Here is a 26,125-nt window from a genome sequence, read left to right as displayed (position 1 = left end):
GGGGTCTATGCTCCCGCGTTCGTTGAAACATGCGTACGGAACACGCCGATGCTCGATACTCCCTCAGCCCAGGTCCCTGCCCTCTCGATGAAGGACGAGGCCGCTGACCCCGAGGCCTTTGCCGCCGCGCTTGGCGGATCGTTCGAGCGCTTCGGCTTTGCGGTCATCGCCGATCACGGCGTGCCGCAGGACCTGATCGATCGCGCCTGGGCCGAAACCAGGGCGCTGTTCGAGCTGCCCGAGGAGGAAAAGCGCAGCTATTTCACACCCGCGGGCGGCGGGCAGCGCGGCTATACGCCGTTCAAGACCGAGATCGCCAAGGATGCGAAGCATGTCGACCTGAAAGAGTTCTGGCATGTCGGCCGTGACCTCCCCGCCGATCATCGCTTCGCCGCCGATATGCCCGCCAATATCTGGCCGACCCGGCCCGAGGGCTTCAAATCCGTGTTCCTCGAACTGTTCGAAGCGTTCGACCGGGCCGGCGACCGGCTGCTCTCGGCAATTGCCCGCCATCTCAAGCTCGCGCCAAACTGGTTCGATCACGCTGTCGAGGACGGCAACTCGATCCTGCGGCTGCTCCATTATCCGCCGATCCCCGCCGATGCCGAAGGCGTCCGCGCCGGGGCGCATGAGGATATCAACCTCATCACCCTTCTCCTCGGCGCCGAGGAGGCTGGCCTCGAGCTGCTCGACCGGGACGGCAAGTGGCTCGCGATCCGCCCGCCCGAGGGCGCGATGGTCGTCAATGTCGGCGACATGCTTCAGCGCCTGACCAACCATGTCCTGCCCTCGACGACTCACCGCGTGGTCAATCCGCCGCCCGAGCGGCGCGGCCATTCGCGCTATTCCATGCCCTTCTTCCTTCACCCGGCGCCCGATTTCCTGATCGAGACGCTGCCGGGCTGCATCACCGCGGAAAACCCCAATCGCTACCCGACGCCGATCACGGCGCACGACTATCTCCACGAGCGGCTGGTCGAGATCGGGCTGGTGAAGAAATAGATTTCGTCATGCCGGACTTGTTCCGGCATCCATTCCTCCGCTAGCGCAGCTTCGATCTTCGGCGCCTGCGCCTGCCGATCAGTGGACCCCGGAACAAGTCCGGGGTGACGAAGTGGAAAAGCAATGACCAAACCCTTGCGCGTCGCCCTTGCCGGGCTTGGTACCGTCGGCGGCGGCGTGATCCGCCTGATCGATGCGAATGGAGCGCTGATCGCGCGCCGCGCCGGCCGGCCGATCGAGATCGTCGCGATTTCCGCGCGCGACCGGGCCAAGGATCGCGGCGTGGATATCAGCCGGTTCGAATGGATCGATGACACGACCGCGCTTGCCCATCACGAAGGCGCGGATGTGGTGGTCGAGCTGGTCGGCGGGTCCGATGGCCCGGCGCTGGCGCTTGCCCGGGCAACGCTCGCCGGCGGGAAGAGCCTGGTTACCGCGAACAAGGCGATGCTCGCCCATCACGGCCTGGAACTTGCCCGCGCCGCCGAGACGGCCAAGGTCGCGCTGAAGTTCGAAGCGGCTGTCGCCGGCGGCATCCCGGTCATCAAGGGGTTACGCGAAGGCGCGGCGGCGAACGAGATCGCGCGCGTTTACGGCATCCTCAACGGCACCTGCAATTTCATCCTGACCAAGATGGAGGAGGAGGGCCGCGACTTCGCCGAGGTGCTTGCCGAGGCGCAGGCGCTTGGTTTTGCCGAGGCCGATCCGAGCTTCGACATCGACGGGGTCGACGCGGCGCACAAGCTGTCGATCCTCGCCAGCCTCGCCTTCGGCACCCGGCCAGCCTTTGGCGATGTGGCGACCAGCGGCATCCGCCATCTGCTCGGTGCCGATATCGCCGAGGCGGCAGCGCTTGGGTATCGCATCCGGCTGCTTGGCATTGCCGAGGACAATGCTGGCGGCCTGTTACAGCGGGTTCATCCGCATCTCGTCCCCACCAGCCACCCGCTCGCGCATGTGACGGGTGCGACCAATGCAGTGGTGGCCGAGGGCAATTTCGTGGGCCGGCTGCTGTTCCAGGGCGCCGGTGCGGGCGACGGCCCGACCGCTTCAGCGGTGGTCGCGGACCTGATCGACATCGCCCGCGGCGAATTCGGCCCGGCTTATGCGATGCCAGTCGATGCGCTGGCGACGCCCACAACCGCCGACACCGGCGAACGCCGCGGCCGCGCTTATGTGCGCTTCACCGTTGCCGACAAGGTCGGCGTGCTGGCCGAGATCGCGGCGGCGATGCGCGATGCCGGCGTCTCGATCGAAAGCCTGATGCAGCGCGGCGCCATGGCAGACGGCACTGTGCTTGTCGCGATCGTCACCCATGAAGGGCCGGAGCGTTCAGTCGCCCAAGCCCTCGAAAAGCTGCGCGGATCGCAGAGCCTCGTCGGTCAGCCGATGTGGATGCACATCCTCGCCTAAGCCTTATCAGTGCGGCGCATCAGTGCGGCGCGTCTCTGGGCATCTTCACGGGTGAGGCTTCGCCCATCCTGATGATCGTGCGGGTGCGGCGCGGACAGATTGTCTGGCCGATCAGCGCGCAGCGCGTGCCGCGCTCGTTGAGCGCGATATCCTTGGCGCTAGGCTCCGACGCGACATCGAGCGGCAGGCGATAGGGCGAGCGCGGCTTCGCGTCGGCGATGGTCACCCGCAATTTCCGCGAGGTGAGGCTGAGCGGGCGTCGCGCCTTGCGGGCCACGCGCCCGTGATGAACGATCCGCGCCGGATGGGCGGTACGGACATGATGCGTGGTTGGAGATGCCGCCAGCAGCAATATGGTGATCGCAAGCATGTCTTTGTTCCCTGTTACGCTACCCGGGAGAACAACCGCCCAGCTATCAATAGGTTGCGGTTCACGGCGCCAGCGGGCGAAGGCGCGCGCCGTAAACGCCGCCCGGGCCGAAACCTGCCGTTGCGCCGACCCCGACCTTGCCGCAGCCGATGAGGAAAAGCGATTTCTCCTGGCAATTCGATGTGCGGGCAAACAGGCGCTCGCGTTCTGCCGAGACATCCTGGATCTTGGGGTTGCCGGCGGTCTGCTCGACCAGCGGCAGACGATAGCGATCGGCGTTGCGGCGGGCGCAGACGGTGATGTCAGTGCCATTAGCGGCGGTGTTGCACCGCGGCCCCGCCGCAGTCACCGCGCGGTAGTGCGCCACAGCAGCCTGCGCAGCGGCGGATTGCCCCGCAACGATCAGCAAGATAGCCAACATCGCCTGTCCCCCGAATATGGTTCAGTTCCCGACCTTCGCGATTCCGAGCCGGGGTAGTTCGATCGCCGGGCAGCGGTTCATCACCACCTTCAGGCCGGCCGCCTCGGCCCGCGCCGCCGCTTCCTCATTGATCACGCCCAGCTGCATCCACACCGCTTTCGCACCCACCGCGATGGCCTGATCGACGGCCTCGCCAGCCGCTGCCGAATTGCGGAAGATATCGACCAGATCGATCGGATCGCCAAGCTGATTCAAGTCGCGGAACACGAACTCGCCGTGAATATGCTCGCCGGTGATCTGCGGATTGACCGGGATCACCCGGTAGCCATGCGCCTGGAGCGTCTGCATCACGCGGTAGGAAGGGCGGTCCGGCCGATCGGACGCGCCGACCATCGCGATCGTGCGGGTCTGTTCGAGCAGGGCCTTGATATCGGCGTCGCTGGTGAGTGGCACCCTATCCTCCCTGTTCAATCCAGTGGAACACCCGCTGGGCGATCCCGGTGAACGCGAGGCCCTCGGGCCCGTTCCGCGCAGCCGGCGGCGTGCCGGCATCGGACGCCGAACGGATCGCGATGTCGAGCGGAATCCTGCCGAGAAAATCGATACCGAGTTCGGCTGCAGCCGCCTCAGCGCCGCCGCGCCCGAACGGATCGGAGACCTCGCCGCAATGCGGGCAGGCATAGCCCGCCATGTTCTCGACGAGGCCGATGATCGGCACCCCCGCCTTGACGAACAGCTCGATCGCCCGCCGCGCGTCGATCAGCGCGAGGTCCTGCGGCGTGGATACGATCACCGCGCCGGCCGGCTTGTGCTTCTGGATCATGGTCAGCTGCACATCGCCGGTGCCCGGCGGCAGATCGACCACCAAGGTATCCTGCGCAGCCCAATCGGCATCGACCAGCTGGCCGAGCGCGCCGGCAGCCATCGGCCCGCGCCACGCGATCGCCTGGTCGGCCGCGACGAGCTGGCCCATCGAAAGCAAAGGCACGCCGTAAGGCGTCGCGACCGGCTCGAGCAATTTGTCCTTGGCGGTGGGTCGCGATCCTTCGACGCCCATCAGCTTGGGCTGTGACGGCCCATAGATATCGGCATCGACCAGCCCCACCCGCCGGCCGAGACGCTGGAGGCCGATCGCGAGATTTGCCGAGACAGTCGATTTCCCGACCCCACCTTTGCCGCTCGCCACCGCGATCAACAGGCGCCGCGTGCGCTGGCTGGTCAGCGCGATCCGCACGGTCGCGATTCCCGCCACGCCCTCGGCCGCCGCCTTCACATCGCGCTCTATCGCCTCGCGCGCCGGAGCATCGAGCCCGGTCACGTCGAGGATGATACTCGCCCGGTCGCCCTCGATTCGAGCGGTCGCACGCTTGCCGGCGATGGGGGAAAGGGCGGCGTCGATCTGGCTGATATCGGTCATCATTGCGCAGATAGGGCGGTCATCACCGCTTGCCACTGTTTTTCGTAAGCCCGCGCACCTATAAGAGAGGAATGACGATCCTTCAGGGCTGGTTTCAGCGCTTCACCATCCTCAACGCCGATATTCCGAAAAGCCCCTGGGGGGGCGGCGGCTCCGGCAATGACGATAAAGGCGGTAGTGGCGGCAGCGGGGGATCCGGCGACGGCTCAGGTGGGGGATCCGGCGGGGGCAAGGAAGGCCCGCGCAATCCTTGGGCGACACCCCCGACAGGCCGCCCGCGCACGCCCGGACCGAGCGCACTAGACGAATTCCTGCGGCGCGCCCGTGGCGGCGGCGGCGGTGGATCGGGCGGCGGACGGCCGCATATCCCGGGCACGCCAGGCCCGCGCGCGCTCTGGGTGCTCGGCATCGGCGCGGTTGTCGTAATCTGGGTTCTCTTCACCAGCTTCCATCAGATCGCCCCGCAGCAGCGCGGCGTCGTGACCATGTTCGGCCGCTATGCCGGCACGCTCGACACCGGCGTCCGAATCACCCTGCCCGCGCCGATCGCCGACGTGACCAAGGTCGATGTCCAGAACATCCAGACCGAGAATTTCCCGGATCCAGGCGGCCCCAACCTGATGATCACGGCCGACCAGAATATTCTCGATCTTGCCTTTTCGGTGCGGTGGAACATCAACAATCCGGCAGACTATGTCTTCCAGATCGCCGACCCGAAGGCGACAGTCCGCGCCTCCGCCGAAAGCGCGATGCGCGAAGTCGTCGCGAACATGAACCTGGACCAGGCGATGGGCGCCGGTCGCTCGAGAATCGAGACTGAAGTGCAGGAGCGGATGCAGCGCATCCTCGACGATTATAAATCGGGCATCCTGGTACAGGGCGTTGCGATCAAGCAGGCGGTGCCGCCGCAGGAAGTCAACGACGCGTTCAAGGACGTGACCGCCGCACAGCAGGACGCAGTCGCGGCGCGGAACAACGCCCAGGGTTATGCCCAGCAGCTGATTGCCGGGGCCGAAGGCGAGGCCACACAGTTCGCCAAGGTCTATGACCAGTACAAGCTCGCGCCCGAGGTGACCAAACGCCGCATGTATTATGAAACGATGGAGTCGGTACTGGCCAAGACCGACAAGACCATCGTCGAGACGCCTGGCGTAATGCCTTACCTCCCGCTCTCTCAGGGCAAGAAGCTTGCCGAGCCGGATATCACCGTGAACGGAAACGCAAAATGAGCGCGTCATTCATCCGCAACCCGGTCACGCTCGGCATCGCCGCGCTGCTCGTACTGATCCTGCTCGCCAGCACCTTTGCGATCGTGCCGGAAACCAAGCAGGTGGTGATCCTGCGTTTCGAGCAGCCACAGCGCACCGTCAACGCCTATCAAAAGGGCGAACGCTTCGGCAACACCGGCGCCGGCCTGATCGCGAAGATACCTTTCATGGATCGGATCGTATGGGTCGATAAGCGTATCCTCGATGCCGAATATGAGAATCAGCAGGTGCTCTCCTCGGACCAGCTGCCGCTGATCGTGGATGCCTATGCGCGGTTCCGCGTGGTCGATCCGCTGCGCATGGTGGTGACGGCGCGCAGCGAAACGGGCGTGACCGACGCACTGGTCCAGCTGCTCGGCACCTCGATCCGCAACGAACTCGGCAATCAGCCGTTCAAGGTCCTGCTCACGCCCGAGCGCGACAAGGTGATGGACAATATCCAGAACCGGCTGCAGCGGCTCGCGTCGCAATATGGCGTCGAGATCGTGGACGTGCGCATCAAGCATGCCGATCTGCCCAGCGGCACCCCGCTCGAATCGGCGCTCAAGCGCATGAAAACCCAGCGCCAGCAGCAGGCCCTGACCATTCGCGCCGAGGGTGCCAAGGAAGCAAAGATCATCGCTGCGGAGGCCGAGGCGCGAGCCACAGCGATTTACGCTGCGAGCTTCAATCAGGACCCCGATTTCTACAACTTCTATCGGGCGATGCAGTCCTACAAGCGCACGTTCGGCGTAGATCCAAACTACCCGCAGGGCGGCTCGACCGCGATCATCATGTCGCCCAACAGCGGATATCTCAAAGAATTCCAGGGAGGCCGCTGAGGGGTAAACTTTCAGACGGTTCATATTCAATCGCCGTTCAGCAACCATCCGTAACACGGACAGTTGTCGCCATCGGCAGACGAGAGGAAATTTTTCTAGTGCGCTACGCTTACGCCATCACCGGTGCCCTGCTCCTTAGTGGTGCAGCCGCAGCCATGACGCTCGACCAGCCACCTGCTGGCCAGACCGCCCAGAACGAGCCTGGCGCGATCGCCGCCGCCGCTCCCAAGGCCGGCGCGCCGATGAGCTTCGCCGACATGGTCGCGACGCTCCAGCCGGCGGTCGTCAATATCTCCACCACGCAACGCGTCACGGTGCAGCAACCGACCAATCCGTTCGCGGGTACGCCATTTGGCGACCTGTTCGGACAGTTCAACGGTGGCGATCAGGGCGGTAACGGCCAGCCGATCACGCGCGAAGCTCAGTCGCTCGGCTCGGGCTTCATCATCTCGCCTGACGGCTATGTCGTGACCAACAACCATGTGATCGCGGCCGGCGCCAAAGGCGCGACGGTCGAATCGATCAAAGTCATTCTGATCAACCGCAAGGAATATACCGCCAAGCTGATCGGCCGCGATCCGTCGTCGGATCTCGCGCTGCTCAAGATCGAAGCGACCGGGCTGCCGTTCGTGAAGTTCGGCGATTCGACGCGCGCCCGTGTCGGCGATTGGGTCGTTGCGATCGGCAACCCGTTCGGCCTCGGCTCGACCGTGACCGCCGGAATCGTCTCGGCACTGCATCGCGTCACCGGTCAGGGCGGCGCCTATGACCGCTTCATCCAGACCGACGCCTCGATCAACCAGGGCAACTCCGGCGGCCCGATGTTCGATCTCAGCGGCAATGTCATCGGCATCAACTCGCAGATCCTGTCGCCATCGGGCGGCAATGTCGGCATCGGCTTCGCGATCCCGGCCGAGGAAGCCAAGCCGATCATCGACACCCTGATGAAAGGCACCGCGATCAAGCGCGGCTATCTCGGCATCGGCATCCAGCCCGTCACCGACGATCTCGCCAGCGCCTGGGGCCTGCCCGCCAATCAGGGCGAGCTGATCTCGCGGATCGAGCCTGGACAGGGTGCCGACAAGGCCGGCCTGAAGCAGGGCGATGTCGTCGTCCGCGTCGCCGGCAAGGACGTGACGCCCGATCAGACGCTCAGCTATCTCGTCGCCAATCTGGCGCCGGGCACCAAAGCGCCGATCGAGATCATCCGCGACGGCAAGCGCCAGACCGTCACCGCCACGATCGGCACCCGCCCTTCCGAAGACGAGCTCGCCAGCCTGGTCGGCGGCGGCGATGACGATAGCGACGGCATCCCCGACAACAGCCCGCAGACCGGCCAGCAGGCGAGCGCCAGTGCGATCGGCCTGTCGGTGCAGCCGCTCACGCCCGGCATCGCCCGCAGCCTGCAGATCGACCCGACGATCAAGGGTGTGGTTGTGGTCGCGGTCGATCCGTCGAGCGACTCGGCGACCAAGGGCCTGCAGCGCGGCGACGTGATCCTGTCGGCGAACAACGTCCCGACCCGGACCGCTGCCGATCTCGCAGCGCAGATCACGCAGGCGAAGAGCGCCGGCCGTGCTCAGATCGTGCTGTTCGTCCAGCGCGGCAAGACTCCAGGCCGGTACGTGCCGGTCAAGATCAAGAGCTGATCTTTCCATTCCTCCCCGGGTTTTGCCCGGGGAGGAATTTGCATCCCCGTCTTCCGTCTCTCGCCGTTTCAGGCGATAGCCGCTCTTTCACCTGGAGAGCGAAAATGGCGGACACCAGCATCTTCATCGGCGCGAACGCGGCAGGCCTGCGCCAGCAGCTCGAACTGAAGCGCGCCAATCGCCACGGCCTGATCGCGGGCGCGACCGGCACCGGCAAGACAGTCACCATTCAGGGCATCATCGACGGCTTCTCCGCAGCCGGCGTCCCCTGCTTCGTCGCTGATGTGAAGGGCGATCTTTCCGGCCTCGCCATGGCCGGATCGCCGACATCGAAGATGCACGAGATCTTCGCCGCCAGGGCGAAGGAGATCGGCTATGACGACTGGTCCTATGCCGACAATCCAGTGCAGTTCTGGGATCTGTACGGCGAGCAGGGCCACCCGATCCGCACCACTGTCAGTGAGATGGGCCCGCTCCTTCTCTCGCGGCTGATGGACCTGAACGAGGTGCAGGAGGGCGTGCTGACCATCGCCTTCACCGTCGCTGACAAGGACGGCATGTTGCTGCTCGACCTCGACGACCTTCAGGCGATGCTGGTCAGCTGCGGCGAGCGTGCCGACGAGCTGACTACCACGTACGGCAATATCACGAAGCAGAGCATCGGCACGATCCAGCGTTCGCTGCTCCAGCTCCGCAGCCAGGGAGGCGAACATTTCTTCGGCGAGCCGGCGCTGGCGATGGCCGATTTCATCGGGCTGGACGACAAAGGCCGGGGCATCGTCAACATCCTCGCCGCCGACAAATTGATGGCGAGCCCCAAGCTCTATTCGACCTTCCTGCTCTGGCTGATGAGCGAGCTGTTCGAGCATCTCCCCGAGGTCGGCGATCCCGACAAGCCGGTGCTCGTCTTCTTCTTCGACGAGGCGCATCTGCTGTTCGACGCTGCCCCCAAGGCGTTGCTCGAGAAGATCGAGCAGGTCGTGCGGCTGATCCGTTCGAAGGGGGTCGGCATCTATTTCATCACGCAGAACCCGATCGATATTCCCGACACGGTCGCGGGGCAGCTCGGCAACCGGGTGCAGCATGCGCTCCACGCCTTCACGCCGCGCGATCAGCAGGCAGTGAAGTCCGCCGCCGAAACCTTCCGCGTCAATCCGGATGTCGATGTCGCGACCGCGATCACCGAGCTTAAGGTCGGCGAGGCCCTGGTATCGCTGCTGCAGCCGGACGGCGCGCCCGCTCCGGTCGAGCGCGCGCTGATCAAGCCGCCGCGCTCGCGGGTCGGTCCGGTGACGCCGGCCGAGCGCAAGGTGATGATCGATACCGACCCGATCGGCGCCAAATACGATACACTGGTCGACCGTGAGTCCGCCGAGGAACTGATCTCCGCCAAATCGCAGGAAGCGAGCGCTGCTGCCGCCGAGGCAGCAGCGAAGACCGAAGCCGACAAGGCAGCCGCGGCGCAAGCCAAGGAAGATGCCCGCGCAGCCAAGGATGCGGAGCGCCAGCGCCTCGCCGACCAGCGCGAGGCCGATCGCCAGGCGCGGCTCGCGGCACAGCAACAGGCCGCCGAAGCCCGTGCCGCCGCCAATTCGCCGTGGAATCGCGCGATCACCTCCGCCACCCGCTCGGCCTCCTCGGCGGTGGGGCGTCAGGTGGCGAACGAGGTTTCGAAGGCTGTGTTCGGCTCGTCGCGCGGGGCTGGTGCCGGGATTATCGGCGGCCTGGTGCGCGGGGTATTGGGCGGGTTGTTCAAGGGGAGATAATCCATGCTCATCGCGCTCGCGCTGCTGCTCCAGGCCGCCACCCACCCGCTGACCGGTGTCGCGATACAGCCCGGTGATGCGATGATCATCCGCCCGGAAAGCGACGGCACGGTGACGATCATCGTCCCCAAGGCCGACTTGGCACGCAAGCTCGGGCCCGGAGAAGTGCGGGTCAGCCTGAAGGTTCAGGACAAGATGACGGTGCTGGAGGTCGAGAACAACGACCCCAAACTTCTCGACTATGAGGCGATCCTGGTCGCACCCAACGGATCGACGCAAGGGACGAGCGTGTGTCGCGTCATGGCCGACGGCAAGCCCTCGTTCGAAGCCTGGCCCTTCAAGATCAACGAGCTTGGTTTGCTGAACTTTCGACGCACGACCGAGACTGAGATAGTGTGCAGGCAGCCGAGTCGCGGGGGCGGCGGATCGTTGAAAGACGCAGCAGAATGAGGAACATGTGATGGATCTCGGAATCGACTCGGCGACCGACTGGGGCGCCGCCGGCGAGGCTGAGCTTGCCGATGTGGTCGAACTCCGACGGGCGATCCATGCCGATCCCGAGATCGGCCTCCACTGCCCGCGCACCACCGAGAAGATCAAGGCGGCGCTGGCCGGCCTGCCGCTCGAATATCGCGACAGCACATCGACCACCGGCTTCGTCGCGATCCTGCGCGGCGGGCGGGACAATGGCCGGACCGTACTGCTGCGCGGCGACATGGATGCGCTGCCGATGCAGGAGGAGACCGGCCTCGACTTCGCCTCGCAGGTGCCGGGCGCGATGCACGCCTGCGGGCATGATGCGCACAGTGCGATGCTGGTCGGCGCCGCCCGCGCACTGTGTGCGCGGCGCGAGAGCCTCTCGGGATCGGTCGTCTTCATGTTCCAGCCCGGCGAGGAAGGCTATCACGGCGCCCGCTTCATGATCGAGGACGGGCTGCTCGACGAGCCGCGCCCCGAGGCAGCCTTTGCGCTCCACATCATGCCCAATGCGCCCGCGGGCATGATCTGCAGCCGCCCGGGCGCGCTGCTTGCATCGACCGATGCGCTGAACATCACGGTGCGGGGCAAAGGCGGGCATGCGGCGATGCCGCACGAAGGGATCGACCCGATCCCGGTCGCCTGCGAGATCGTCACCGCGCTCAGCACTTTCGTCGCGCGCCAGATCCCGGTCACTGATCCGGCCGTGCTCTCGATCACCCAGATCAACGCCGGCTCGGCGTACAACATCGTGCCCGACGAGGTGAAGCTGAAGGGCACGCTCCGCACGCTTTCCAGCGCAACGCGCAGCAAAGCGCGCGCGGGGCTGACCCGAATCGCCGAGATGATCGCCGCCGCGCATGGCTGCACCGCCGAGGTGGTGATCGACGACGGCTATCCGGTGACGATGAACGACCCGCGCGCGCTTTCCCTTATGCGCGGCGTGGCGGAGAGGCTGGGCGGCGAATCGGCCTGGCACACCATGGCCGCGCCGATCATGGGCGGCGAGGATTTCTCCTATGTGCTCCGCGAGATCCCCGGTGCCATGTCGTTTATCGGCGTCGCCCGCACCGGCACCGAGCCCGGCACCAACCCGCCGCTCCACAACACGAAGATGACGATCGAGGAAGAGGTGATGGCACGTGGCGTGGCGCTACACTGCGCGGTGGCCGAGCAGTTCCTCGATAACGGCTTCGACTAGGCTCGCTTTCGACCAGTAGCGCACGTCAATTCGGATTGGATATTGCGCGAAGGCTAAGCGTCACTTCGGATGCTGGCGGCTTTCAGCAGCAAGGGAACGGTGAGGCCCTGCACGAAGATCGAGAAGGCCACTACCGCGAAAGCCACGCCGATTAGGGCTTCGTGCTCGGGGAGCGTCGCTGGCACGGCAAGCGCCAGAGCGAGGGCAAGCGCTCCGCGCAGGCCTCCCCAGAAAAGAATATGCTGCATCATCCGGCTGGTCGCGAGCGCCGATCGGCGAAAAAGCGCAGCGATCGGATAGACTGCGGTGGCGCGGCCGACCAGCACGAGCATGGTTGCGACCGCCGCCGGCACCAGGAAGGCGGACAGCGACTGCGATGCTTCACGGGTGCCGATGAGCAGGAAGATAATCGAGTTCGCGAGGAAGGCGGCAAAGTCCCAGAACCGCAGCATCGCCTCGCTGCCATGTTCGGTGATCCCGCGCCCGGGGCCCCAGTTCCCGATCAGCATGCCGGCCGTAAGGGTCGCGAGCACACCCGAAACATGGAGCTTTTCCGCGATGAGGAAGGAGCCATAAGCGGCCAGCATGGTGAGCGTGATCTCCACCAGGTGATCATCTGAACGCCCCGCGATGAGCAGCAGCCCGCCGGCAACGACCAGGCCACACAGAACGCCGCCCACCACGGTCTTGGCCAGCGAGAGGGCGATCGTCCCGGCGGTCATATCCTGGCCCGCGATCCACGCAGTCACGAGCACAAACAGGACGGCGGCAGCGCCGTCATTCACCAGACTCTCCGATTCCATCAGGAAACGCAGCCGCTTCTCGGCATTCTGCTCCTTCATCATCGCGATCACCGACACCGGATCAGTGGCTGCGATCAGCGACCCGAACAGCAAAGCGGCCTGCCAGCCCCAGCCAACCAGCCAGTGCATCCCCGCCGCCACGACGAACGCAGACAACAGGGTGCCGATGAAAGCGATGGAGAGCACCAGCGGGCTTTCGCGTTTGAAGTCGCGCCATCCCAGATGCAGCGATGCCTCGAACACGAGCGGCGGCAGCAGGAAGGTGAAGATCAGTTCAGGCGTGAGCGCAATGCGGCTCTGATAGCCGACAAGGCTGAGAGCGATGCCGGCGACGACCAGGCCGATCGCATAGGGCAGCCCGACCCGGCGCGTGACGATCGCCACGAGGCAGGCGACGAACAGCAGCAGACCCAGGGTCACGACATCGAAATGCTCCATCGCTCGACCGTCGTGATTTCGCCATGGCGAGGCAAGCGCTTTCGGCCAATCTTGCCGTTTGCACTTTCGCCTGCGGCTAGGTTATTGCTCCTATCAAATATAGGATTCGCGACCCGCCAGGATGGCCTGAGCCGGTCGCGAAGCTCATGAGGGAGGAATGCAATGCGCCTACACATCATCCTGATCGCATCGACCCTGCTGGTCGGAAGCGCCGCCGCTGCACAGGATTTCGACCTTTTTGGCTTTGCTGATGCCGATCATGACGGCAAGGTCACTGTGGCGGAGTATACAGCCTTCCGAGAAGGCGGCTGGAACTTTTTCTTCAATGGTCAGGCGAGCGTGAAGCTTCAGGACGCCACCGACATGTCGAAGAACGCGCTGGCCGGCAGTGCCGTCGATGCCCAGGGGAATGTGACCCACGAGGCCTACACCGCCGCCGCGCCTGAGCTGTTCAAAAAGGCCGACAAGAATGGTGACGGCTCGCTCAATGCGGAAGAGCTGCAGGCCAGCATGGGCGGCGGAGCCCAGTGATGTGTCGGGGGCGCCGTTCGGGCCCCCGATAACGAGACACGACAGCGCTTGAGTCGAGAGTAGCGGCGTGCCTACGCCGCGCTCTCGACGATCGCGGCGATGCCTTCGATCTCGATCAGGAACTCGGGATTTGCGAGGCCAACCACGCGCAGCAGTTTCACGACGGGAGGCGCGCCGCGGCCGTTCCAGAAGGCTGTCCAGGCGCCGAATGCGGCGCGAAGATCGGCGTCGCCGACCAGATAGACTGTCAGGCTGATCAGATCGGCGGGCGTGGCCCTGCCGGCGGCAAGGACAGTGGCGAGATTGGCCAGCGCCTGAGCCGCCTGTGCAGCGAGATCGCCTCCACCCACGATCCGGCCTGTGGCGTCGATGCCGTTCTGGCCGCCGATATGGATATAGCGTGCAACGGCAGGCACGGAGATGCCTTGGGCGTAGGCCGGATTGCTGTGCATCTCCGGCGGATTCAGTCGTTCAATCGGCATCACATCCTCCTTGCCCCCGCGCTGAGACCGCGGCGGATTCACTGACAGGTGACCTATCGAACCAGCCGTTTCAACGAACCGGCTGGTGCGTTCGGCGAGTGTTTTTCGTTCGATGCCAGCTCTGAAGCTGCAATAGTTTAAAGAGCTGACATAGATAGCTACTGCGACGGCAGCGTACCGGGACGCAGATAGGCGAACATGTGCGCGACATAATCGATCTTGCCGAGTTCGATGCCCTGCGCGCGCAGGATGGTGTAGGCGGCCATCAGGTGGAAGTAGAATTGCGGGAGCGTCCAGTCGCGGACATATTGTTCGGCGGTCAGGTCGAATATCATGCCCTGGGGCAGCGCGTGCGCGATCGGCGTTGCGGGGTCGATCTCGGGCGCGTCGGCCGCGGCAGCTTCCACTATGCCGATGGTTTCGGCGATCCTCGCGCGGGCTTCGGCGATGGAACCGGGGTGCTCAGCCGCGTTACGGCCTTCGTTCAGCAATATCTCGATCGATGGCGGCAAAGCCTCTTGCCGGAGCCGGAACACGCCCTCCTGTGCCTGCACGCAAGCGAAGCGGATCTGAGTCGAGAGCGGGAACATGTCGGGCGCGAGGCGCGCGGTGAGGAGCGCCCGGGCGCCGTCGCCGGGCCTCGCCTCTTCGGCCTTGCCGAGCCAGGCCGACAGCGCTCCCAGCATCTGCACATAAGTCGGCACGAGCATGTTTTGTAGCAGCATGACGGTCTCTCTTCTATCTCCGGGGATTTACTCCGTCCGCAGCGCTGGGGGTGAACAGCAGCTCCGAGACGCGTTGACACGCGCAATGTAGCGCGCACCTTGCGGCCCTCAAGCGGCTTGGTTTCAATTAAGCGGGTCTGGACGATCTAGTGGCGCTTCTCGGCCAGGCGGCACTCGTTGCCCGCGCCGTCAGCGAAGGTTGCGATCAGGGTGCCGTGCTGCATCAATGGCGGTGCGACGAAATGCATGCCGAGCTGATCGCGCCGCGCATAGACGTCGGGCAGATTCTCGCAACGAAACCCAAGCTGGACCGATCCCGCGGGCCATTGTGGCGTTTCCGGATGCAGGGCCAGGCGGACGTCCCCGGATCCGAACTCGCTCCAGAAAGGGCTGACCATTCCCGCGGCCATGCCGAGCACGTCCCGGTGGTATGACACCGCCGCGTCCATGTCGGCGACAAAGCGGATGACATAACTCAGCTCGAGCATGGGGGCTCCTCCTCCGTCATTGGAGCGTTTCCGCCAGCGCGGATGCGCGTTCAAAACTGCTCGTTCGCGTTCCCCAGGCACCGACTACGTAACGTGCAGCCTCATCAAGAGGGGCCATCCGCACGCTTGACGACATTCCTGGCCAAAGTCTTGAATCGAACGCCACTATCCTGCCGGACGGTAATCGTCAGATGGCCGGTCTTGCTCGCCTTGCGATCTTCGACGAACCCGGATTTGCCTTGGTGCGTACCGCCCACCACGTCGCAATAGTCTCCATCAGCAATCAAGGCCTGCCTCCGTTTCGAGCACTCATCAGGCCGAAGGACCTGCCCATCGGATCAGTGGCAAGCGCCATCGAGTCTCCATCGGGCAGGACCTGCTTTGGCATCAGGACGGAACCCCCAAGCGCCTCGACGCGCGCCAGGGCGGCCTCGATGTCGGGGACCTCGACATATATCTGGACGCTCTCGGGCGCGCTTGGTGGTGCCGGCCAGATACCGCCGTCGATGCCCGTGCCGCATGCGCTCGCGACTGAACGGTAGCCCATTCCGTTCGCGTCCGAGACCTCCCACCCGAACAGCGTGCTATAGAATTCGGCCGCCTTTTCCGGATCGACCGTCAGCATCTGCCAGTGCATTACCGCGTTCGTCATTGGACCTCCCTTTCCGTCAGGTGCCATGTCGGCCCATCCATCCTCAGGACGGCGAGACGCAGGAGTTTGAAAAGCGACAGGTTCACCTGATCGCCGGTAAGCGCCGTTGCGCTCGCGAGCGCGTTCGCATTGGGCGCAGCGCCCGATCGGATCGCAAGCAGGACGGCCATGTCGTTTTCGTCGATCTCGCGCGCGAGGCTACGGTCTGTTCCCGTCAGTTGGAGCGCGTCGCAGAGTTGCTGCGCGGCCTCCTCCGTCATCGAGCGGGTGCGCCGCATCCACTGCGACAATGTCGAGTGATCGCAGTTCAGGTCGCGCGCGAATGCCCGTAGCGAATAGCGCGGGTTGCGGCCCCGGCGGCGGCAATATTCGCGTTCGAGATAGGCGGGCATTCCCATGGACGATGGTTTATTGACATGTCCCATCATTCGCCAATCCCCCGAGCCTATTTTCCGGGGCAAGCAGCTGCCCCGCCCTCCTCGGCCCGGTTTAGCATCTTTTCGGGCGGCGCATCCGGACCGAAATCAGCTATTCCGTCCGCAGGGCGCCCGTGACCTGCACTTCAGCAAGCCCGGCGACCACGCCTGACGGCACGCGCAGTGTGATGCGGACCTTGCGGCCCTCAAGCGCTTCGGTTTCGACGGAGCGGGTCTGGCCGGCGTCCTGGCCCTCGATCTGCTCGACCAGTTTGCGCCAATTGCCCTGGCGATCCTGCACTTCGGCGAGGAAGCCATAGGCACCGGCCTGGGGAAAGGTGAGCGTCAGACGGTGGATCTCGAGCACGCGTTCGATATCGATCGTCACGCTCATCGCTTTGTCGTCCGCAGCCGGCGCCCAGAAGGTGGCCGCATTGCCGTCATTGACCAGCCGGGAGCTGTGGTCGGGCGCATTGGAGCTGGCGAAGGTCGGGTTGTTCAGGCCGAAATTCGCGTCTCCTGGACGCTCCCGGACTGCCGGGGTGAAGGCGACATAAGGGCGGGCGGGGGCGACTGGCGTCTTACCGGGTATGAACGCGGGGCCTTGCAGCGTGCGGACCGTGGCGACCGCGTCCTTCAGGCCAGGTGAGGTGGCACGCAACCGGGTCACGCCCGCTTGCCAACTGCGCATGGCGATCGCCGCTTCACCGTCGCGGATGACGATGTCGCTGTCAGGGGCGAAGTCGATCACGCGGCCAGTCGGGAGTTCGCCGGGGCCCGCTTCGATCGCGAGCCGCACCGGCGGGCTGTTGCTGAGGCGGCGGCCCCGGGCGTCGATAACGCTGACGATCACCTGCACATCGTCGGTGCCGTCCGCTCGCGCGATGGTCGGCGCGCTGGTGGTGATGCGGAGCGCAGCGGGCGTTCCGGCGACCGGCCACACCGGTGGCGGCACATGTGCATAGGCATTGCGGTACCAGTGATATTGGCGCTTCGGCAGGCGGAAATAGTCGATCATGCCCATGCCGCCGAAGCGCTTTCCGGCGATCGAGCCATGATCGAAACCGGCCCAGATCACCTCGCCGGATCGCCAGGGCAGGCGCCAGGACCCTTCCCTGGTCTTGTCGGCGCCGACGGTGTTCGGCAGGTCGTCCCAACCGGGCGCATACTCGCCTGGCCGATCGGCCATGGTGATCCCATATTCAGCGACGAAATTGGGGATGCCGGGATTGGGGAACAGGCTTGCGCCATCGCCATTATAGCCGACGACGTCGCCTAGTTTGTCGATATCGCCGCGTTGGGCGCCGTCGATCGCGGCCGGCCGGCTGGGATCGAGTTCGTGCGAGAGCGCGACCATCTCCTTCAGCAATCGACGCACCTCGGGCAGCGTCTCCTTCTTGGTGAAGAACACCTCGTTATCCATGCCCCAAACCACGATCGACGGATGATTGCGGTTGATGCGGATCATTTCAGCCAGCTGCTGCTTGGCGCTGGCATCGAAGCCTGCGCGGTCGGCAATTTCGGTCGGATAGGCCGGCGCGCCCCATGGGTGTTTGAATGAAGCCGTGCCCCAAAACGGCGCCTCGGACAGGAACAACATGCCGAGCTTGTCAGTCGTCTCGGCGAAATGCGGATCATGCGGATAATGCGACCCGCGGATGAAATCGAATCCGGCCTGCTTGATCATGCCGATGTCGCGCTCGATCGCGCCATTGGTGACGGCATCGCCCCACCCCGCCTGATCCTGGTGGACGTTGGCGCCGCGGAAATAGCGGTGCTTGCCGTTGAGGAAGAAGCCGCGATCCGCCGTCCATTCGAACCAGCGAAAGCCGAACTCGGTTTCGAACCGGTCGCGCTCGCGGCCATCGACGCTGAGGGTGGTGACGGCGCGGTAGAGTATTGGAGTCTCTGGGCTCCACAGCTTGGGGTGCGGTATCGACGCTGATATCTGGCTGGCCATGGCGGTTGCGCCGGAGGCGACGTCCACCTGCCGTGCAGGCAAGGTGGCGACCGGTTTTCCGCCGGCGTCGATGATGCGGGTTTGCACCAGGACAGTGGCTGGGGTGCTGCCGTCATTGCGTATCTCGGTATCGACAGCGACTTTGCCCGACTCCGCCGACAGCGCCGGCGTGGTCACGCGGGTTCCGGTCCATGGCACGTGTACCGCATCCGAGGTGACCAGCCAGACGTCGCGGTAGAGACCGCCGCTGAACACATGCTCGCCGGCGCGCGGCGCCAGTGTTGCGCTCCAGTCATTGTTGACGCCCACCGCCACCAGATTCCGGCCCGGCCGTACGGCCGCGGTGATGTCGACCGGAAAGCCGGTATAGCCGCCGCGGTGATGGCCGACCTCGACTCCATTCACATAGACGCGCGCATCCTGGAACGCGCCCTCGAACTCGAGCGAGAGGCGGCGATTGCGCGGGAGCGCCGGCAGGGTGAAGCTTTTCCGGTACCAGCCATCGCCGGTGTAGAAAGCCGGCGCGCGGAAATAGGGCATGCTGAAGCTGTGCGGCAGGCCGACATGCTCCCAGCCTGCATCGTCGAACGCGGGCGCCTCGGCGCCGTCAGCCTTGCCGAGCCTGAAGTGCCAGTCAGCATTGAAGTTGACGCGCGTGCGGCCAGGCTCCGCGACCATGCGGCGCTGGGCCGGCTGCGCCTGAGCGGTAGGCGCACAGGCGAGGGCCGCAGCGCAGACGATTAAGGCGGAAATCGCGCGTGTAATGCCGAGTGCCTTCATACCAGCCTCCCCTCGGCGTCTTGATTGCGCCAGTGAAAACCAGTTTTTAAACTGCTATGGCCACTAGACGCCAGAGGAATCGGAATGCTCGCCGGGTCTCAGGCGGCTATGCGCCGCCGTTCGGCGGCGCCTCCGATTGACGGTGAACGATCTTGTGCTCCAGCAGACGATCGCCTGAAGGTTGCGGGTGTTGGGCCGGCTTCGAAACCTGTGCAGCCAGGAGCCGCAATGCTTCGGCGCCGAGCTTGCGAACCGGCTGGTGAACGGTGGTCAGCGGCGGCCAAAGCGTGACGGCGGCCATGGTGTCGTCGAAGCCGACCACGGTCAGGTCTTGCGGAACGTCCAGGTGGCGCCGGTGCGCGACGGAGACGACCGCGGCGGCCATATCGTCGTTGCTTGCGAAGATCGCTGTCGGGGGCGGGCTGCGATCAAGCAATTGTTCGGCCGCAGCCAGCCCTGAATCGAAACTGAAATCGCCTTGGGCGATATAGGTTTCGACATCGTCGATCTCGCGAACGGCTTCGTAAAAGCCGGCCATGCGCTCGGCCGAGGCTGCCTGATCCGGGTTACCGACGATGAAGCCGATCCGCCGGTGGCCGAGGCGGAGCAGGTGACGGGACATCTCATAGGAAGCCTGGCGATCGTTGATGCGTACCGAAATCGAGCCCGCAGCGGCATAGGCACCGACCGTCGCCGTCGGCAGATGCGCCTCTTCGAACAGCCGCAACAGGGCGGTGGAGTCGCCAAGTGGCGGGGTCAGCAGGACGCCCGACAATCCGGAAGAGATGAAGTCCTTCAGGTTTTTTGCCGAGGGAATCTTGCCCTTGGGGGTGCGCAGGATGACGAGGCGCGCGCCGCGCGCATCGGCTTCCTCGAACACGCCCATCAGGAATTCGCTCATGAAGGCGGCGCTACGGTTGGAATAGATGACGCCGATGCGGAGTTCGGCCGAGGTGACCAGACTGCGTGCCGCGGCGTTGGGCTTGTAGGCAAGCGCCTCGATCGCCGCCATGACGGCAGCCCTGGTTTCGGCCTTGATACCGTCACGGCCGTTGATGGCCCGCGACACAGTCATCGCGGACACACCGACCTGTGCGGCCACATCCTTGATAGTAGCGCGGCGTGCCCGCCGGCCCGGCTGGTTCAACAATGCTCTCCCCGTCTAGCCCGCGGAACTGCTAGTTCTTTTCGCAGCCGACGCAAGCCGCTCTCCCCACTCCATCGACTCTCTCGATTTGGCAGACCTGCTCCAGCCGAGTGACGGGACTCAAAAAGATCCCGGCACAAGGCCGGGATTAAAGGGAGGACTCTGGATTTTGTGATCGAAAGATCCGCCCGCGTCGCGGTCCGGATCCCGAGGTGCCGAGGGTGGAAGGGCTGGTTGATTGGCCCTTCCGGCCCGCTCGGCATTTCTTGTGTCTCAGCTATACCATCTCAAAACTTCGCCTTGAAACCGGTCGTGAAGAAGCGGCCCATATCATCGTGGAAGGGCTGGGTCGGATAGAAGAGATTAGGGATACCCGAATTCCCCGGGGACAGCGGCGCGCGGGTGTTGAAGATATTGTTCACGGTCAGGAAGACCTGGCCTTCTCCACCCAGCCAGTGGATGCGCGCGCTGATGGTTCCGTCCAGCACGTCATAGGCGGGAAGGCGCGGTATCGCGAAGGTCTGACCGGGGCCAGAGGCTAAATCAACGCCGCTCAGCCACTGGTTCTGCAACGACAGGCTCCACGCTTTGTTCTCATAGGAGACGAAGGTGGTCTGCCGAACCTTGGGTGCAACCGCCCAGGTCGGTGCGGCACCCGGGATGTTGATCGTGGTGTTGACCGGCTGATAGCCCAGCAGATGTCGGATGCTCATGCGCCCCGGCAGCCAGGAGACGACGTTCTGCGTGTCGAACTGGTAATCGAACTGGACTTCCAGCCCTTTCGTTGTCTGGCGCGCGGCATTCAGCGGCGAGTTGCGGATTTCGGACGGGAAATTGAGGATCGGATCCTTGTAGTTGGGATCGGTCGGATTGGTGATCGGCCGAACCGCGAGCGAGCAGAAGGGCGAATTATATGCGGGGGCGCTGGCAATGCAGATATTCTGGATAGCCGTGCTCTGATAGCTGATCCCGGTAATCGCGTCCGTGATCGTCGTCCGGTAATAGTCGAGCGACAGCCCGAAACCTGGAATAAACGAGGGCTTGAACACCCACCCCCATGTCAGCGTCCGCGCCTTTTCTGGCGTCAGGTTGGGATTGCCTCTCGAGACCAACCGGAGACTGTTGTTACCGCCGGTGAGAATATCAACGAAACCGGTCGATGAGACGCCGGCGGGCTGATAGAGATCGTTGAGGTTCGGAGCCCTGATATCCAGCGAAGCCGTGCCGCGGAACGCGAGCCAATCAGTGACGTGCCAGTCAAGGCCGGCCTTCCAGGTCTTGGCGGCGCTGAAGGTCGAATATTTGCTGTAGCGGCCAGCCAGGGTTGCCGAGACCTCCTGGGCAATCGGGAAGTCCTTGATCAGCGGAATATTCACTTCACCCGCGATTTCCCAGACGTTGTTGCTCGCGTCCACAGGCGCATTGGTGTTCTGTACCCAGCGCACCGGCGCGCCGCCATTGGCGAGACACATGCGAAGCCCCGTGCAATCGACAAAATCGGTCGGCCGGAAAGCGCTCTCCATCTTGTAGGTGTTCCAGCGCACATCGCCGGAGATATTGGCCCTGATATTGCCGGCGGGCAGGCCGAAGCCGATGTCGCCGCCGATCGAGCCGCCGATATTATCCATCTTCTGCGTGAGGACCCATGAGGTCGACACTTTGAGATAATTATAGGCGCCGAGCGACGGGCCGTTGGGATCAGTGATGTTGGTCGGGACGCAACCCGGATAGAGGCCGGCGAACTGTGGCTGGGTCGTGACCCAGCACACGATCGTGCCGGCGACATTGACGCCATTCACCGTCGTGCCGGGCGGCGCGATGACAGCGTCCAGCGATGCAAGATATTTGGCGTTGTCCGTGTTGTTCGGGTTGGTGACCTTCAGCCGGCTCTCGCCGTGGCTGTAGAAGACGTCCCACTTGAAGCCGCCGAGCGAGCCGGTGAACCCCAGCTCCATATTGATGTTCCGCTGGAGCGCCTCGGTCCGATACAGGCGGTTCGTATCCCGCGAGTCCTCGCCGGCGACCTTGTTCCAGATATAGGAAGGCGCCGAGAAATAGGGCGTGGTCGGCGGTGGTGGCGGTGTCGTCCCGGTCTGTGGCGAGGTGGCGGGCACAGCGGGTAGGCATCGCCAGCCAGCTGCAGCCGGTGTACCGCACACGATGCTTGCGCCGAGCTGCTGTTGCGTCGTCGCCGCCAGGAATGGGTTGTTGGCGAAGAGCGTATTGGGTCGGCTGGCAGACGGGCTGACCACCCAGGTGATCCAGTTCGACTTGTTGCCCGACTCGGCCCAGCTCCCCTGGATATAGGCATTCACATCGTCGCTCAGATCATAGCTGAGACGAGCGAACACGTCCTTCATCTCGATCTCGGACCGGAACGTGCCGTTCTTCACATAAGAGCCGTCACCGCCCGATTCCAGATTGGTAGTCCCGGTCGGGATGCCATGAACCATCGGGCTCAGCACGCCGGCCGTGTTGAATGTGTAGTTATTATAGGCGCAGGCAGTGCCGCACTGGACGTTGCCGAACTGCCCGCTGTTGAAGACGCGCGAATAGGGCACGTTGACGAAGGGATTTCCTGCCGAACCGTTTCCGGCGAGGAGCCATGCCTGCCCGTTCTCACCATAAGGCCGTGCGCTAATCGGGATCAGGGCCTGTTTACGGTAGCGCCCGGAGACCTCGAAATGGCCCCGCCCATCAAACAAATCGGTGCCCCAAGCGGCGCCGAACTGCCATTCCTCGCCGTCCCCATATTTGGAGATGCCGGCATCGGCCTTGACCGAGAGGCCCTTGAACTTCTTGTCGAGAATGAAATTGACCACGCCGGCCACGGCATCCGAACCATAGACCGCCGAGGCGCCGCCGGTGACGATATCGACCCGGCTGACCAGCATCTGCGGCAGCGTATCGATGTTGACGGTGCCATCCTGGTTCGAGGCCGGGACGCGGTGGCCGTTCAGCAGCACCAGGGTGCGCGAGGCGCCGAAGTTCCGCAGCGCAAGCGTGTTGCCGCCATTGTTGGTGCTGGCATTGCCCTGGTTGCGCGGGGTGCGCCCGCCGATGATCTGCGGAAGCTTGTTCAGCCCGTCAGCGAGATCGCTCGGAGTCGTTTTCGCCAGTTCAGTCACGTTGACGGTCGTGATCGGTGTCGGAGAGTTCAGGTTGTTGGTGATGATACGCGAACCCGTGACCGTGATGTCGTCAGCCTGGGATTCGGTCTGGTTGCTCTGGCCCTCCGCCTGACCTGGTAACGGGGCCGCCGGAAGCGCACCAGGCGTCGCCGCATCGTCCGCCAACACAAATCCTTGTCCAGCTTGCTGCGCGGTGATGCTGGACTGAGCCAGTGCCGGCTGGGCCAAGATCGAGCAGCCCAATGCGATGACGCTCGCCTTGCACAGCAGATGTGCCGCTCGGATGCCGATTGCGCGCTCACCGCGCGGAAGTTCGTTCTCCAGCGCAAACTGGTCCGAACCGAGTCGTCCTGTGTACGTAATCCCCGCCATTTTCTTTACCCCCTCCGTAGTCGCATGTTTTTGCGACTTTTTTTGCCCGCTTTGATTCTCGCGCGGGGGCAGTTTGCCTGCTCCACCACACTCGATCTACGTTAACGTTAACATGGATTCGAAAGCTGTCAATCGCCGATTTTTGGGCGAGCCGGGCGGATCCCATAATGAGGAGGGAAATCGGCCCAATGCGCCGACCATGGCTGTTCAAGGCGCTGTACTGAAGGGAAACCGTACGTCACGCGCTTGGCAGCATGCGTACGCCTACTTGGTTGCGGCGCCTGAGCGAAGCTCCGCGAGGGCGGTAGGCCGCTTGTGGGTCAGCGCTAACACGCGCCGATTAGGGCCTATAGTCATGTTAACGTTATCGGCCTATTTGCGTCCCGATAGCAGCTCTCGGCCTGCCCAATGTCATGGATCCTTTGCTAGAAACTGCCGCTCACGGTCAGCGTGAAGATCGGTCCCACCATCTGATGCTGCCGCTCGTAGAATGAGACGGGCGCACCGTTCCGGCGCCCTGAATAGACGGTGCGATAAAAGCGCACGCGGCCGTCATTGATGTTGAAGACCTGGAAGTTCACCTTCACGCCGTGGATATTCTTCCGCTCGACAAAGACGCTTGCATAGGGCCCTTCCCAGTTCTGGTTCACCTCGTCGAGATAATAGGCAAGGCCGTAATGGTCGTACGATAGTCCCGCGCCCCAGGCGAAGCGGGAGCCCGGGACGTCGTGGCGCAGCGTCAGCGAAGCCCAGGCATCATGGGTGTTGCTTATCACGCGCGACTGCCCGGTCAGGGGATCGCGCACGCGGCTGCGCTCCATCCCGATGTCCGCATCAAGCTTCGCGCCGCGCCAGCCGATGGGATCGAACTGGATCGTGCTGATGCTCTCGACACCCAAACGTGTCGCGCGGGGCAGGTTGCCCACCGCATCGCCATCTACGCCGACGGGGATGTGATCGACGATATCCTCGACCCAATATTGATACAGCTTCAGCCGAGTCTTGCCCCAGCGCCCGAAATTCCGGCCCAGTTCGCCTGTCGCCTCCCAGCTTTGCGGCGGGACGAGGTTGGGGTTGGCGTCATTGGCGCGATTATTGGTCACGTCCTGGTTGGCGAGGAAGTCGGAGAAGCTGATCTGGCCGACCTTGCGCTCGACCTTGAGGCTTGCGTCCCAGCCGGCCGCGGGCCGCCAGGCGAGCGATGCGCTGCCTTTTGGCCGGAAGAAACGCCGCGGTCTGGTGCCGATGCCGACTTCGCCCAGCTGCGAATATTCGGCGCCACCGGCAAGCTGCAGATCGAGCCTTGGAGACAGCGACCGGCTCAGCGAAGCAATGCCTTCGTAGCGCGTTTCCTCGACGGTACCGCTGCCCTGCGGATAGGGAATATCGGCATAGCTGCCATCAGGCTTGAGCTCGGCCAGCGTGCTGACTTGGGCCAGCCGATTATAGGCGCGTTCAAGCGAGACCGTCCAATCGTTCGGGCCGCCCTTCCAATGATATTCGAACCGCCCCACTGTCTCGCCGATCCTCTGATCCTGGCCATAGAGCAGGCCATCGCTGGGGGCGCCGCTGTCATAGTCGGTGCGCTGATCGATCAGCAGGGGGTCGTGCTCGAAATGGCGCAGGCCGATGAACTTGAGGCGGCCACCGCCCAGCGGCACCGAGACGTCTCCGCTCACATCATATTGAAAGCCGAACGTGTGATTGTGATTATTCCAATCGCTATCATTGCCGTCGGTGCGGGTGCGGCGCTGGAAATTGTTTCCACGGCTCCAATTGGGATCATAATCCAGGGTGAGGTTGGCCTGGACCGGGCCCTTGTCCCCATATTTCAGAATGACGGACAATTTCGCGTCGTCCGAACTGTTCCAGTTCACCTGATCACGACGCTCGGTCAGCGCGCCGGTCGAGGACAGGATGCGGTAGTCATTGCCACCCATCGCGCCGCGGCCCGCCTTGTTCTCAAGGGAGAGCGTATAGCCAAGGTCTCCGGTCGTGGTGCTATAGCTGATCGAGCCATCCAGCCAGCGCGGTCTGGCATAATGGGCGCGCACGGCCGGGCTCCAGGTGAAATTGCCGGATCCCTTGCGGTTCGCCCTTACGATGACGTCGGCGACTTCTCCGGTGAGACCGGCGATACCAAGGGACGCAGCTTCCTTGATCTCGATGCGCTCCACATCTCCGGCGGCGATCTTCTGGAGTTGCGCGGCCGCACCGCCGGCCTTGTCGGTGATGCGCTGGCCGTTGATCAGCACATTTTCGGAAGCCTGTCCGAGGCCGCGCGCCGTGTCTGCGGCGCGGATGGTGAAGCCCGGCACCTGCGCCAGCATGTCATAGGCGGTTTGTGGTGCGAAACGGGTGAAATCGGCGGGAGTGTAGACCTTCACGCCTGCAG

General features: G+C 64.1%; 24 protein-coding genes. 9 read left to right on the top strand and 15 right to left on the bottom strand.

The genetic code is table 11. The features are described 5' to 3' along the window. The first annotated feature begins 48 nt into the window (after positions 1-48). Together AC1DVS_RS15450 and AC1DVS_RS15445 are read left to right on the top strand one after the other, a co-directional pair. Positions 49-1,002: an isopenicillin N synthase family dioxygenase gene (locus AC1DVS_RS15450; protein WP_478024420.1), complete on the top strand. Its 954-nt coding sequence runs from the start codon at positions 49-51 to the stop codon at positions 1,000-1,002. A gap of 123 nt (positions 1,003-1,125) precedes the next feature. Then, positions 1,126-2,415 carry a homoserine dehydrogenase gene (locus AC1DVS_RS15445; protein ID WP_478024419.1) on the top strand — a complete coding sequence of 430 codons (1,290 nt, stop codon included), beginning with the start codon at positions 1,126-1,128 and terminating at the stop codon, positions 2,413-2,415. Between the two features lie 19 nt (positions 2,416-2,434). On the opposite strand, the gene AC1DVS_RS15440 is transcribed toward AC1DVS_RS15445, so the two are convergent. The 4 genes from AC1DVS_RS15440 to AC1DVS_RS15425 form a co-directional block, all read right to left on the bottom strand. Further along, a complete protein-coding gene (locus AC1DVS_RS15440) occupies positions 2,435-2,785 on the bottom strand; it encodes a hypothetical protein (RefSeq protein ID WP_478024417.1) in 351 nt (116 codons plus the stop codon). A 61-nt stretch (positions 2,786-2,846) separates the two neighbouring features. Continuing rightward, the gene (locus tag AC1DVS_RS15435; protein WP_478024416.1) at positions 2,847-3,206 is read right to left on the bottom strand and encodes a hypothetical protein; all 360 of its coding nucleotides are present in this window, start codon (positions 3,204-3,206) and stop codon (positions 2,847-2,849) included. Between the two features lie 21 nt (positions 3,207-3,227). Further along, entirely contained in the window at positions 3,228-3,659 is a 432-nt protein-coding gene (locus AC1DVS_RS15430; RefSeq protein ID WP_478024415.1) for a CoA-binding protein, read from the bottom strand. A gap of 1 nt (position 3,660) precedes the next feature. Continuing rightward, entirely contained in the window at positions 3,661-4,623 is a 963-nt protein-coding gene (locus tag AC1DVS_RS15425; RefSeq protein WP_478024413.1) for an Mrp/NBP35 family ATP-binding protein, read from the bottom strand. 71 nt (positions 4,624-4,694) lie between these two features. Between AC1DVS_RS15425 and hflK the strand changes: the two genes are divergently transcribed. The 6 genes from hflK to AC1DVS_RS15395 all read left to right on the top strand — a co-directional run bounded on the left by hflK (position 4,695) and on the right by AC1DVS_RS15395 (position 11,805). Next, complete coding sequence (gene hflK / locus AC1DVS_RS15420; RefSeq protein ID WP_478024412.1) at positions 4,695-5,852, top strand: protease modulator HflK; 1,158 nt, start codon at positions 4,695-4,697, stop codon at positions 5,850-5,852. Next, a complete protein-coding gene (gene hflC, locus AC1DVS_RS15415; RefSeq protein WP_478024411.1) occupies positions 5,849-6,712 on the top strand; it encodes a protease modulator HflC in 864 nt (287 codons plus the stop codon). Before hflK ends, hflC begins: the two co-directional genes overlap by 4 nt. A 98-nt stretch (positions 6,713-6,810) precedes the next feature. Beyond that, positions 6,811-8,361 carry a Do family serine endopeptidase gene (locus tag AC1DVS_RS15410; RefSeq protein ID WP_478024409.1) on the top strand — a complete coding sequence of 517 codons (1,551 nt, stop codon included), beginning with the start codon at positions 6,811-6,813 and terminating at the stop codon, positions 8,359-8,361. Positions 8,362-8,465: 104 nt separating this feature from the next. Then, positions 8,466-10,127, top strand: coding sequence for a helicase HerA-like domain-containing protein (locus AC1DVS_RS15405; RefSeq protein ID WP_478024407.1), 1,662 nt, complete (start codon positions 8,466-8,468; stop codon positions 10,125-10,127). Positions 10,128-10,130: 3 nt separating this feature from the next. Then, entirely contained in the window at positions 10,131-10,577 is a 447-nt protein-coding gene (locus AC1DVS_RS15400) for a hypothetical protein (protein WP_478024405.1), read from the top strand. Positions 10,578-10,587: 10 nt separating this feature from the next. Continuing rightward, on the top strand, positions 10,588-11,805 hold the full coding sequence (locus AC1DVS_RS15395) for a M20 metallopeptidase family protein (RefSeq protein ID WP_478024403.1): 1,218 nt from the start codon (positions 10,588-10,590) through the stop codon (positions 11,803-11,805). 53 nt (positions 11,806-11,858) lie between these two features. Here the strand turns inward: AC1DVS_RS15395 and AC1DVS_RS15390 are convergent, their stop codons facing one another. Next, positions 11,859-13,046 carry a cation:proton antiporter gene (locus tag AC1DVS_RS15390; RefSeq protein ID WP_478024402.1) on the bottom strand — a complete coding sequence of 396 codons (1,188 nt, stop codon included), beginning with the start codon at positions 13,044-13,046 and terminating at the stop codon, positions 11,859-11,861. Between the two features lie 162 nt (positions 13,047-13,208). Here AC1DVS_RS15390 and AC1DVS_RS15385 point away from each other — a divergent pair, with 162 nt between their 5' ends. Beyond that, positions 13,209-13,577 (top strand): EF-hand domain-containing protein, encoded by a 369-nt coding sequence (locus AC1DVS_RS15385; protein ID WP_478024400.1) that lies wholly within the window; start codon positions 13,209-13,211, stop codon positions 13,575-13,577. Between the two features lie 71 nt (positions 13,578-13,648). Here the strand turns inward: AC1DVS_RS15385 and AC1DVS_RS15380 are convergent, their stop codons facing one another. The 10 genes from AC1DVS_RS15380 to AC1DVS_RS15335 form a co-directional block, all read right to left on the bottom strand. Continuing rightward, positions 13,649-14,059, bottom strand: a complete 411-nt coding sequence (locus tag AC1DVS_RS15380) for a RidA family protein (RefSeq protein ID WP_478024398.1) — start codon at positions 14,057-14,059, stop codon at positions 13,649-13,651. Positions 14,060-14,217: 158 nt separating this feature from the next. Continuing rightward, positions 14,218-14,784, bottom strand: coding sequence for a DUF1993 domain-containing protein (locus tag AC1DVS_RS15375; protein WP_478024396.1), 567 nt, complete (start codon positions 14,782-14,784; stop codon positions 14,218-14,220). A 146-nt stretch (positions 14,785-14,930) separates the two neighbouring features. After that, positions 14,931-15,272, bottom strand: coding sequence for a VOC family protein (locus AC1DVS_RS15370; RefSeq protein ID WP_478024394.1), 342 nt, complete (start codon positions 15,270-15,272; stop codon positions 14,931-14,933). A 104-nt stretch (positions 15,273-15,376) separates the two neighbouring features. Continuing rightward, positions 15,377-15,559: a hypothetical protein gene (locus tag AC1DVS_RS15365; RefSeq protein ID WP_478024393.1), complete on the bottom strand. Its 183-nt coding sequence runs from the start codon at positions 15,557-15,559 to the stop codon at positions 15,377-15,379. Next, positions 15,556-15,924 (bottom strand): VOC family protein, encoded by a 369-nt coding sequence (locus AC1DVS_RS15360; protein ID WP_478024391.1) that lies wholly within the window; start codon positions 15,922-15,924, stop codon positions 15,556-15,558. The genes AC1DVS_RS15365 and AC1DVS_RS15360 overlap by 4 nt, the downstream gene beginning before the upstream one ends. After that, complete coding sequence (locus tag AC1DVS_RS15355) at positions 15,921-16,322, bottom strand: helix-turn-helix domain-containing protein (protein ID WP_478024390.1); 402 nt, start codon at positions 16,320-16,322, stop codon at positions 15,921-15,923. The genes AC1DVS_RS15360 and AC1DVS_RS15355 overlap by 4 nt, the downstream gene beginning before the upstream one ends. A 130-nt stretch (positions 16,323-16,452) precedes the next feature. Next, positions 16,453-19,080, bottom strand: coding sequence for a glycoside hydrolase family 2 protein (locus tag AC1DVS_RS15350; protein ID WP_478024388.1), 2,628 nt, complete (start codon positions 19,078-19,080; stop codon positions 16,453-16,455). 106 nt (positions 19,081-19,186) lie between these two features. Then, complete coding sequence (locus AC1DVS_RS15345) at positions 19,187-20,227, bottom strand: LacI family DNA-binding transcriptional regulator (protein WP_478024386.1); 1,041 nt, start codon at positions 20,225-20,227, stop codon at positions 19,187-19,189. Between the two features lie 287 nt (positions 20,228-20,514). Further along, the gene (locus tag AC1DVS_RS15340) at positions 20,515-23,730 is read right to left on the bottom strand and encodes a TonB-dependent receptor plug domain-containing protein (RefSeq protein ID WP_478024385.1); all 3,216 of its coding nucleotides are present in this window, start codon (positions 23,728-23,730) and stop codon (positions 20,515-20,517) included. A gap of 425 nt (positions 23,731-24,155) precedes the next feature. Continuing rightward, positions 24,156-26,117 carry a TonB-dependent receptor plug domain-containing protein gene (locus AC1DVS_RS15335; protein ID WP_478024383.1) on the bottom strand — a complete coding sequence of 654 codons (1,962 nt, stop codon included), beginning with the start codon at positions 26,115-26,117 and terminating at the stop codon, positions 24,156-24,158. Between the last annotated feature and the right edge of the window lie 8 nt (positions 26,118-26,125).

It is taken from the genome of Sphingomonas sp. P3_C5, assembly GCF_056402635.1.
Note: the sequence above shows the minus strand (reverse complement) of the source record. Positions and strands in the feature narration are given on the sequence as shown.